General features: G+C 68.2%; 11 protein-coding genes. 5 read left to right on the forward strand and 6 right to left on the reverse strand.

Features of this window, described 5'->3' with window-relative positions; genetic code table 11:
- Nucleotides 1-70 precede the first annotated feature (70 nt).
- On the reverse strand, nt 71-1,138 hold the full coding sequence (dapE, locus tag AU194_RS18145; RefSeq protein WP_059090639.1) for a succinyl-diaminopimelate desuccinylase: 1,068 nt from the start codon (nt 1,136-1,138) through the stop codon (nt 71-73).
- Between dapE and dapD the strand changes: the two genes are divergently transcribed.
- Complete coding sequence (gene dapD, locus AU194_RS18150; protein WP_197417656.1) at nt 1,137-2,108, forward strand: 2,3,4,5-tetrahydropyridine-2,6-dicarboxylate N-succinyltransferase; 972 nt, start codon at nt 1,137-1,139, stop codon at nt 2,106-2,108. The genes dapE and dapD overlap by 2 nt on opposite strands.
- On the opposite strand, the gene AU194_RS18155 is transcribed toward dapD, so the two are convergent.
- The 3 genes from AU194_RS18155 to AU194_RS18165 all read right to left on the reverse strand — a co-directional run bounded on the left by AU194_RS18155 (nt 2,083) and on the right by AU194_RS18165 (nt 5,789).
- Nucleotides 2,083-3,438 carry a rhodanese-like domain-containing protein gene (locus tag AU194_RS18155; protein ID WP_059090641.1) on the reverse strand — a complete coding sequence of 452 codons (1,356 nt, stop codon included), beginning with the start codon at nt 3,436-3,438 and terminating at the stop codon, nt 2,083-2,085. The genes dapD and AU194_RS18155 overlap by 26 nt on opposite strands.
- 17 nt (nt 3,439-3,455) lie before the next feature.
- Entirely contained in the window at nt 3,456-4,232 is a 777-nt protein-coding gene (locus tag AU194_RS18160) for a sulfite exporter TauE/SafE family protein (RefSeq protein ID WP_059090642.1), read from the reverse strand.
- A 177-nt stretch (nt 4,233-4,409) separates the two neighbouring features.
- Nucleotides 4,410-5,789: a rhodanese-like domain-containing protein gene (locus AU194_RS18165; RefSeq protein ID WP_059090643.1), complete on the reverse strand. Its 1,380-nt coding sequence runs from the start codon at nt 5,787-5,789 to the stop codon at nt 4,410-4,412.
- Between the two features lie 323 nt (nt 5,790-6,112).
- Here AU194_RS18165 and AU194_RS31305 point away from each other — a divergent pair, with 323 nt between their 5' ends.
- The 3 genes from AU194_RS31305 (at nt 6,113) to AU194_RS18175 (ending at nt 7,008) form a co-directional block, all read left to right on the forward strand.
- The gene (locus AU194_RS31305; protein ID WP_369804153.1) at nt 6,113-6,247 is read left to right on the forward strand and encodes a hypothetical protein; all 135 of its coding nucleotides are present in this window, start codon (nt 6,113-6,115) and stop codon (nt 6,245-6,247) included.
- A 73-nt stretch (nt 6,248-6,320) separates the two neighbouring features.
- The gene (locus AU194_RS18170) at nt 6,321-6,590 is read left to right on the forward strand and encodes a metal-sensitive transcriptional regulator (protein ID WP_059090644.1); all 270 of its coding nucleotides are present in this window, start codon (nt 6,321-6,323) and stop codon (nt 6,588-6,590) included.
- A 22-nt stretch (nt 6,591-6,612) separates the two neighbouring features.
- Nucleotides 6,613-7,008 carry a DUF302 domain-containing protein gene (locus AU194_RS18175; protein ID WP_059090645.1) on the forward strand — a complete coding sequence of 132 codons (396 nt, stop codon included), beginning with the start codon at nt 6,613-6,615 and terminating at the stop codon, nt 7,006-7,008.
- 2 nt (nt 7,009-7,010) lie between these two features.
- Here AU194_RS18175 and AU194_RS18180 read toward each other — a convergent pair whose 3' ends face one another.
- Both AU194_RS18180 and AU194_RS18185 read right to left on the reverse strand, forming a co-directional pair.
- Complete coding sequence (locus AU194_RS18180) at nt 7,011-7,358, reverse strand: VOC family protein (RefSeq protein WP_059090646.1); 348 nt, start codon at nt 7,356-7,358, stop codon at nt 7,011-7,013.
- A complete protein-coding gene (locus AU194_RS18185; protein WP_059090647.1) occupies nt 7,349-8,764 on the reverse strand; it encodes an acyl-CoA synthetase in 1,416 nt (471 codons plus the stop codon). Before AU194_RS18185 ends, AU194_RS18180 begins: the two co-directional genes overlap by 10 nt.
- Before the next feature lie 43 nt (nt 8,765-8,807).
- Between AU194_RS18185 and AU194_RS18190 the strand changes: the two genes are divergently transcribed.
- The gene (locus AU194_RS18190) at nt 8,808-9,344 is read left to right on the forward strand and encodes an NUDIX hydrolase (protein WP_059090648.1); all 537 of its coding nucleotides are present in this window, start codon (nt 8,808-8,810) and stop codon (nt 9,342-9,344) included.
- The last annotated feature ends 78 nt before the right edge of the window (nt 9,345-9,422 follow it).

Genomic DNA, 9,422 nt, shown 5'->3' on the forward strand with positions numbered 1-9,422 from the left:
CGGCACCGCAGGACGGATGAGGACGGCTCAGGCGTCGATTCCCAGCATGGTTTTCACGATACGGCGACGGTCAAGCGGATAAATATCGCCGCAGGACCTCGGTGGTCGCGGTGATCTGCCCGACCTCGACGCGTTCGTCGACGCGGTGGGCGAGGTTGGGGTCGCCGGGCCCGTAGTTGACCGTCGGAATGCCCAGCGCGGCGAACCGCGCCACGTCGGTCCACCCGTACTTCGCCCGCGCCTGCCCCCCGGCCGCCTCGACCAGCGCCGCGGCGGCCGGTTTCGTGAGCCCGGGCAGCGCGCCCGCGGCGGCGTCGGTCTGCTCGATGGTGACGTCGAGCCCGTCGAGCACCTCGTGGACGTGGGCCAACGCCTGCTCGACGGTGCGGTCCGGCGCGAACCGGAAGTTCACGGTGACCGCGGCGGCGTCGGGGATGACGTTGCCCGCGATGCCGCCATCGATCCGCACGGCGGACAGTCCCTCCCGGTAGACGCAGCCGTCGATGTCGACGCTGCGCGCCTGGTAGGCGGCCAACCGGTCGAGCACCGCACCAAGTTTGTGGATCGCGTTGTCGCCCAACCAGGATCGCGCCGAGTGCGCGCGGGTGCCGGTCGCGCTCACGACGACCCGCAGGGTGCCCTGGCAGCCGGCTTCGATGAAGCCGCCGGACGGTTCGCCGAGGATGGCGACGTCGGCGCGCAGCCAGTCGGGGAGGTCGCGTTCGATGCGGCCGAGCCCGTTGGCCGAGGCCTCGATCTCCTCGCAGTCGTACATCACGAGCGTGAGGTCGTGCGCGGGGTCGGCGACGGTCGCCGCGAGGTGCAGGAACACCGCGTCGCCCGACTTCATGTCGGAGGTGCCGCAGCCATAGAGGTCGTCGCCGTCGCGGCGGGACGGGACGTTGTCGGCGGCGGGCACGGTGTCGATGTGCCCGGCGAGCAGCACCCGTGACGGCAGGCCGCGGTTCGTGCGGGCCAGCACGGCGTCGCCGTTGCGGATGACCTCGAAACCGTCGGTCTGTTCGCGCAGGGCGGTCTCGATCTCGTCGGCGATGCGCTGTTCGTGGCGCGATTCGCTGGGGATGTCGACGAGCGCGGCAGTGAGGTCGACGGGGTCACCGTGCAAGTTCAGGCCCATGGCGTCAACGGTAATCTCTAGCCCCGTGACTTCAGCTGCAGGAATCGGCCTGGCCACCATCGCCGCCGACGGAACCGTCCTCGACACCTGGTACCCGGCGCCCGAGTTGGGTGCCGACGGCGAACCCGGCACGCTGCGGATGTCGGTCGCCGAAGTGCCCGCCGAAATCGGCGAGCTCACCGGCCGTGACGAGGACCGCGACGTGGACATCGTCGCCGTGCGCACCGTCATCGGCTCGCTCGACGACAAACCCGCCGACGGGTACGACGCCTACCTGCGCCTGCACCTGCTCTCGCACCGGCTGATCGCACCGCGCGGCGCGAACATGGACGGCATCTTCGGGGTGCTGGCCAACGTGGTGTGGACCAATTACGGCCCGTGCGCGGTCGAGGGCTTCGAGACGGTGCGCGCCCGGTTGCGCCGCCGCGGCCCGGTCACCGTGTACGGGATCGACAAGTTCCCGCGGATGGTGGACTACGTGGCGCCGACGGGTGTGCGGATCGCCGACGCCGATCGGGTGCGGCTGGGCGCCCACCTTGCCGCGGGCACGACGGTCATGCACGAGGGCTTCGTGAACTACAACGCGGGCACGCTGGGCTCGTCGATGGTCGAGGGCCGGATCTCGGCCGGTGTGGTGGTCGACGACGGCTCCGACGTCGGCGGCGGCGCGTCGATCATGGGGACGCTGTCGGGCGGCGGCACAGAGGTCATCTCGATCGGCAAGCGGTGCCTGCTGGGCGCCAACGCCGGTGTCGGCATCTCCCTGGGCGACGACTGCGTGGTCGAGGCGGGTCTCTACGTCACCGCGGGCACCAAGGTGCAGACCGCCGACGGGCAGACCGTCAAGGCGCGTGAACTGTCCGGAGCGAACAACCTGCTGTTCCGGCGCAACTCGGTGACCGGCGCGGTCGAGGTGGTCAAGCGCGACGGTTCCGGCATCACGCTCAACGAGGCGTTGCACGCGAACTGAGCGGGAACTTCCCGGCGTTGGCGAAGTCATCGTCGATCAGCACGACGTCCCAGCCGGCGCGGTCGAGGTATGACGCCGCGATCGAGGACCGGTAGCCCGACGCACAATGCACCCAGACCGGTCCCGCGGGGACGTCGTCGAGCCGCAGCGGTAGTTCGTGCAGCGGGATGTTGACGGCTCCACTGATGTGGGCATCGTCGTACTCGTGGCTCTGCCGCACATCGAGGACAGCCACGGTATCGAGTGTTGTTGCCAGACCGGCGAAATCGGACACCCGGTAGCTCGAAAGCCCGATCCCGTCCCGCAGCTCGTCGATGTCACCGGTCGCCGACCCGGTCAGCCGGTCTATCCCGATGCGCACCAATTCGCGTTTGGCGTCGGCGATCTGATCCGGCGACTCCCCGATCAGGGTCACCGGAGCGCCCCACTCGTAGAGCCACCCGAAGTAACTGACGAAGGAACCGGACAACTCGAAACCCAGGGTGCCCTGCAGATGTCCGGCGGCGAACGCCGTACGGGTGCGCAGGTCGACCACCCATTCACCGGCTTCGATCCGGCGACGCAGTTCGGTGGGGTCGACGGGCGCGGGCGGGGTGAGGTCGACCGGTGCGGGGCCCTCGCGGTTGATGACGCCCATGTGCGCGTAGTAGGCGGGAAAAGCAGCCAGGCCGGCCAGCAGCTCGTCGACGAAGCTCTGTTCGTCCTGGTTGAGCGCCGGATTGGCCTGCCGCTGTTCGCCGATCGTCGACGCGTCGCCCGAAGCCGGTGTGGCAGAACAGAAGCTGCCGAACCCGTGGGTCGGGTAGACGCAGGTGTCGGCGGGAAGTCGGTCGGCGATCCTGCGCACCGAGTGGTACTGCGCGTGTGTGAGCTCTTCGGTGTCTTCGGGCGCGACGAGGTCGGTGCGTCCCGTGGTTCCGAACAGCATCGAGCCGCCGGTGAAGACGCCGTGTACCACTCCGGTGTCGTCGCGCAGCACATAGCTCACGTGATGGTGAGTGTGGCCCGGAGTGCGCAGCGCCTCCAGCCGGATGCGACCCGCCTCGATGACGTCGCCGTCGGTGACGGCGCGCCGCGGATAACCGACGTCGTCGCCGGCGGGCACCACGTACTCGGCACCGACGGTGCGCGAAAGTTCGAGTCCTCCGGTCACATAGTCGTTGTGCACATGCGTCTCCAGCACGTGGGTGATGCGGACCGCGTGGTCGGCGGCGAGTGCGAGCACACGGTCGATGTCGCGTTGCGGATCGATCGCGACAGCGGTGCCGCCGTCGCTGATCAGATAGCTGCGGTCTCCGAGTCCGGAGGTCTCGATGATCGAGACGTGCATGAGGAATCCCTTCTGAGTCAACGTAGGAAAATCGTGTCGACGAGTACGTACGCCGCCACGGCGAAGACGAGGTAGGAAAACCACCGTTGTAGGCGGCTGGTTTCGATCTTGGTACCGAGTTGCCCGGCCACCAGCGAAGCCACCATCGCCGCCGCGACGAAGGTCACCGTGACGGTCCAGTCGACGGTGATCGCGTCGACATGCGAGAGCACACCGGCGACGGAGTTGGCGGTGATGATCAACAGGGACGTGCCGATCGCCGTGGCCATTTCGACTCCCAGCACGACGACGAGCGCCGGGATGATGAGGAATCCGCCCCCCACACCGAACAGCCCCGTCAACACGCCGACCATGAGGCCCGCGCCGATCGACCGGGGCGCGCAACGCCGCCAGTTGACCCGGCCTCCGCGGACCTGACATGCGGTACCGGTGTTCTCCTGATCGGTGAGCATGCGGGCACCGGCCACCACCATCACCGCTGCGAACCCGATCAACAGCGCCGACTGGGGTAGGTGCCTGCTGATCGCGCTGCCCGCGATGGTCGCCGGGACGCCCGCCACCGCGAAGATGCCTGCGAGCCGCCATTGGACCTGTCCGGCGCGGATCTTCGGCAGCACGCCGACGACGGACGCCGCCGCGACGACGATCAGCGAGATCGGAATGGCCTGCTCGATATCGAGCCCCATGCCGTACACCAGTGCGGGGACGGCCAGGATGGATCCGCCACCGCCGAGCAGCCCCAGCAGCACGCCGATGAGCGCACCGAAGGCCAGGCCGATCGCCGCGGCGGTCACCGCCGCCAGAACCGCGCCGTGCGGTGGCGCGGCGGTTCGGCGACCCGCTCACAACGGCACCGGTCTTCGGCCCGTACCGACCGCATCACGTCGTCGACGTGTTGGCCGCAGCCGTCCCACGTCGTCTTACCGCAGGACGGACACCTGACCGCATAACACATCTGCTACTCCTTCCGTTCAGACCGCAGCGTGGGTGTCGACCCACGCGTTGTACCCACCGAGCAGATCGGACGCCTGCTCGAAACCGTTGGCCCGCAACAGCGACGCCGCGACGCTGGAACGCCAGCCGCCCGCGCAGTGCAGGACGATCGGCTTGTCGCCGGGCACCTCACCCATGCGGGCACGCAGCTGCGCGAGCGGAATGTGCAGCGAACCCGGGATGGCACCGGCTTCGCGTTCCCCGGGGTTGCGGATATCGACGAGTGTCACTGCGTCGTCAACCAGCAGCCGGTCGAGGGCGGCGACAGTGGACCGGGGCGCGGGCTGCACCAGGTCGGTGAGTTCAGCGGGGAAGACGCCGTCCGGTCCGACCGTCAGGTAACCCACCACATTGTCCGAACCCACCCGCGCCAGGCGCAGCGCCGCGGTCTGTTCGTCGCCCGGGTAGGTGATCAGCGCGATGGGCTCGCCGACCTCGGCGACCATGCCGCCGGTCTCGGCGAAGCGGCCGTCGAATCCGACGTTGACCGTCCCGCGGAGGTGGCCGGTCGCGAAGTCCTCGACCGAGCGGGCGTCGAGCACCCGCACGCCACTGTCGAGCGCGGTCCGAACCTGATGCGGCGTCATCGCGGGCACTTCGCGGTCGGCCTGCAGCAACGGGTGCACCCGCTTGTTCATCGCGGCGTCGACGCTGAAGTACGACGGTGCGGCCGGCTGGCCCGCGGTGACGAGTTCGACGAAGGCGTCCTCGGTCATCGGCTGCACCGACGGATTCGTGGCACGCTGCTCGCCGATCGTCGACGTGAGCTCCGTGGACAGGTTCTTGCCGCACGACGAGCCTGCGCCGTGGGCGGGCATGACCGTGACCGAGTCGGGCAGCTTCATGAGCGTGTCGTGGATCGTGTGGAACATCGCCCGCGCCAGGTCGGCGGTCGAACTGTCGCCGATGTTGACCAGGTCCGGCCGGCCGACGTCCCCGATGAACAACGAGTCTCCGGTCAGGACGGCGGTTGGTTCCGCATCGGGGCGTTCGCGTACCAGCACACTGATCGACTCCCAGGTGTGGCCGGGAGTGGACAGGATCTCCAGGTCGACCTCGCCCAGCGACAGGTGCTCCGCGTGTGCCAGTCGGCGAATCGGATAGTCGGTCTGCGCGGCCTCGCCGAAGCCGATCCAGGCGCCGGTCGCGTCGACGAGCTCGAGGTGGCCAGAGACGAAGTCGGCGTGGAAGTGGGTGTTGATGACGCCCTCGATCGTCAACCCGTTCTTGCGGGCGTCGGCCAGGTAGTCGGTGATGTCGCGGCGCGGATCCACGACGACGGCGCGTCCGGTCCCTTTGTCGCCGATCAGGTACGACGCGTGCGACAGGCACTCGATGTAGTACTGCTCCAGGATCATCGGCTGTTCCTTTCGGGTCGACGGGGCTCCTGTGCGGAATACCCCTGTGGGTATCTACGACAATACCCCCGGGGGTATCTATTCCCTGGACCGGTATACCCCCTTGGGTATGTGTACCATCGAGCCGAACGATACCCATGGGGGGTATATCTGCACAACCAAGAGCCGGAAAGGGCCACCATGCCGACCGCCACAATCGATGCCGCGTCACTACGCGATCTGCTCGACTCCCCAGCCACACCCCGGCTCATCGACGTCCGCTGCTCAGCGCCGTCGTTCCTGGGCTCGAGTGGATCGCGTTCGCCATCGGCGCCGGGCTGACCGTGGCGGCGCTGACCAACACCTGCGCGATGGGCATGATGTTGGCACGGCTGCCGTACAACCGGGGCGGTCTCACCTGCGACCTGAAGACGATCGTCGACGAATTGGTGAGGCCCGAGCGGCCGCGGGAATCCTGACCGCAACCGGCGCGTTCGAACGGGAGATATACCCCCGTGGGTATCATCGAAGCCAGGAGACGAAAGGAACACCATGGTCGGCGATCAGGAAGCCATCGATGCGGTCCTCAACCGGCTACGCCGGGCGCAAGGGCAACTCGCCGGTGTCATTTCGATGATCGAGCAGGGGCGTGACTGCAAGGACGTCGTGACACAGTTGGCCGCCGTGTCCAAGGCGCTCGATCGGGCCGGATTCAAGATTGTCGCCACCGGCTTGCGGGAATGCGTCACAGGAGACGCCGCCGACGCGCAGGAACCGATGACTGTCGCCGAGCTGGAGAAGTTATTCCTGGCGTTGGCCTGACACTCGAGACGAAGGAGGCACGATGAGCATTGCACTGTCCACCAGCCTGAAGGCCCCGTTCGACGACGCCGTCGCACGCACGCGTGAGGTGTTGTCGGAGCAGGGTTTCGGTGTGCTGACCGAGATCGACGTCAAGGCGACGCTGAAGAACAAGCTCGACGAGGACATGGAGAACTACTTGATCCTCGGCGCGTGCAATCCGCCGCTGGCCCACCGCGCGATCGGCGCCGACCGGCAGATCGGCCTGCTGTTGCCGTGCAACGTGGTGGTGCGCAGCGATCCGGATGATCCGCAGACCACGCTGGTCGAGGCGATGAATCCGCAGGTGCTGGTCGACGTGACCGGGGAACCGGACCTGCAGCCGATCGCCGCCGAGGTGACCGAGCGGCTACAGGCGGCGATCGACGCGCTGGGCTGACCTCACTCGGCCGCGAGCACGCAGAACTCGTTGCCCTCCGGGTCGGCCAGCACGATCCAGCTCGAGTCACCCTGCCCGATGTCGACGCGGCGGGCGCCCATCTTGATCAGCCGCTCCACCTCGGCCTGCTGATCGTCGGGCGTGAGGTCGATGTGCAAGCGGTTCTTGACCACCTTGTCATCCGGTACGGCGAGAAAGGTCAGTTTCGGACCGGTACCGGCCGGTGGGCGCAGGATCACGTCACCGTCGTCGTCCACTTCTGGCGGGTAGCCGAGCACTTCGGCCCACCACTCACCGAGCACACGGGGATCGGCGGCGTCGATGCACAGCTCGGTGAACCTCACACCCATTGCGCGAGCTCCTTTTTCAGTACCTTGCCCATCGCGTTGCGGGGCAGGCTGTCGACTCTTCTCACCTCACGGGGGCGTTTGTGCGCCGAGAGTTGTTCGCCCACATAGTCGATGAGCGTCTCCGGCGCGGCGTCCCCGACGACGAACGCGACGATGCGCTGGCCGAGGTCCTCGTCGGGCACCCCGACCACCGCGGCCTCGGCAACGCCGTCGTGGCCGAGTAGCACCGTCTCGATCTCCCCTGCGCCGACGCGGAAGCCACCGGTCTTGATCAGATCGACCGACTCCCGGCCGACGATCCGGTGCATACCGTCGGCGTCGATGACCGCGACGTCGCCGGTGCGGTACCAGCCGTCGGCGTCGAGCACCTCGGCGGTGGCGTCGGGCCGGTTCAGATAACCGTCGAACAGCGTCGGACTGGAAACCTCGAGGCGGGCAATGGTTTCGCCGTCGTGCACGGCGGGGGTGCCGTCGTCGGTGATGAGCCGGGTCTGCACCCCGGCGAGCGGGAGACCCACCCACCCCGGCCTGCGCTCACCGTCCACGCGGGCGCTGAGCGTGATCAGCGATTCGGTGCTGCCGTAGCGCTCGATGACCTGGTGTCCGGTCAGCGCGGCCACCCGGTCGAACACCGGAACGGGCAGCGGTGCGCTGCCCGAGACCAGTAGCCGCGCCGAAGCCAATGCGCGAGCGCTGTTTTCGTCGTTGGCGATGCGTGACCACACCGTCGGCACCCCGAAGTACATGGTGCCCTGCGCCTGGGCGTACGCCTCGGCGGTGGGCCTGCCCGTGTGGACGAACCGGTTGCCGATGCGCAGCGAACCCAGCAGACCCAGCACCAGACCGTGGACGTGGTAGAGCGGCAGGCCGTGGACGAGTTTGTCCTCGGCGCTCCACTGCCAGGCCTCGGCGAGGGCGTCGAGGTCGGCGGCGATGGCCCGTCGGCTGATCACCACACCTTTCGGCGGGCCGGTGGTGCCGGAGGTGTAGATGATGAGCGCGGTCTCGTCGGGATGCGGTTCGGCGTAGCGGTGCCAGGACCGCGCGTGCAGCCGGACGGGGATGTGCGGGAGGTCCGTATCCCCGCCTTCGTCACCGGGTTTGTCGCCGAGCCAAGCCTGCGCCCCCGAGTCAGTGAGGATGTGCCTGCGTTCGGCGACGCCGACGTCGGCGGGAACCGGGACGCACGGCACCCCCGCGATCAGACAGCCGGTGATGGCCAGCACCGTGGCGGGGGTCGGGGTCGCGAGCACGGCGATCCGCTGCGCCCTGCCGACGCGTTCGGCGACCGACGTCGCGGCGCCCACCAGATCACTGCGGCTGAACACGGTGTCGGCGATGGTCACGGCGTCGGGGATGTCGGCGCCGCCGGCGACCGCGGCAGGGTTCAGCGAGGTCAGCAACACGCCGCTGAGGCTACTCGCCGAAGCACTCCGCGATACTGGGCGCGTGGAATCCATCCAACGTGTGGCGTCGCGCGAGGTGTACCGAAACAACTGGTTGACCCTGCGCGAGGACGACATCCGACGGCCCGACGGTAGTGACGGGATCTACGCCGTCGTCGACAAACCCACCTACGCGTTGGTGATCGCCTGCGACGGCGACCGGATGAGGCTGGTGGAGCAGTACCGGTACCCGCTCGAACTGCGGCGCTGGGAGTTCCCGCAGGGCACCGCGCCGGGGCGGGCCGATATGGATCCGCTCGAGTTGGCGGCGCGCGAACTGCGGGAGGAGACGGGGTTGCGGGCGGGCAGCGTGACGCGGCTCGGACTGCTCGACGTCGCACCGGGGATGAGCAGTCAGCGCGGGTGGGTGTTCCTGGCCACCGACCTCACCGAGGGTGAGCACGACCGCGAACACGAGGAGCAGGACATGCGCAGCGCGTGGTTCACCCGGACCGAGTTCGAGCGGATGGTGCGCGACGGCGAGATCACCGACGCCCAGAGCATCGCCGCGTATGGGATGCTGCTGCTCTCGGAGCGCTAGTTGTACCCGGCAGGGACGTTGTTGACGGTTTGGCTGTGAGAAGGGAGGACCTCCGGGCTTAGTGGAGATGTCTGACGT

It is taken from the genome of Mycobacterium sp. GA-2829, from assembly GCF_001499965.1.
GTDB lineage: Bacteria > Actinomycetota > Actinomycetes > Mycobacteriales > Mycobacteriaceae > Mycobacterium.

What these genes read in the sequence shown, in the direction of transcription:
- dapD (WP_197417656.1), top strand. Translation starts at nt 1,137, where the DNA reads ATGGCGTCAACGGTAATCTCTAGCCCCGTGACTTCAGCTGCAGGAATC.
- dapE (WP_059090639.1), bottom strand. Translation starts at nt 1,138, where the DNA reads ATGGGCCTGAACTTGCACGGTGACCCCGTCGACCTCACTGCCGCGCTC.
- AU194_RS18155 (WP_059090641.1), bottom strand. Translation starts at nt 3,438, where the DNA reads ATGCACGTCTCGATCATCGAGACCTCCGGACTCGGAGACCGCAGCTAT.
- AU194_RS18165 (WP_059090643.1), bottom strand. Translation starts at nt 5,789, where the DNA reads ATGATCCTGGAGCAGTACTACATCGAGTGCCTGTCGCACGCGTCGTAC.
- AU194_RS18170 (WP_059090644.1), top strand. Translation starts at nt 6,321, where the DNA reads ATGGTCGGCGATCAGGAAGCCATCGATGCGGTCCTCAACCGGCTACGC.
- AU194_RS18175 (WP_059090645.1), top strand. Translation starts at nt 6,613, where the DNA reads ATGAGCATTGCACTGTCCACCAGCCTGAAGGCCCCGTTCGACGACGCC.
- AU194_RS18180 (WP_059090646.1), bottom strand. Translation starts at nt 7,358, where the DNA reads ATGGGTGTGAGGTTCACCGAGCTGTGCATCGACGCCGCCGATCCCCGT.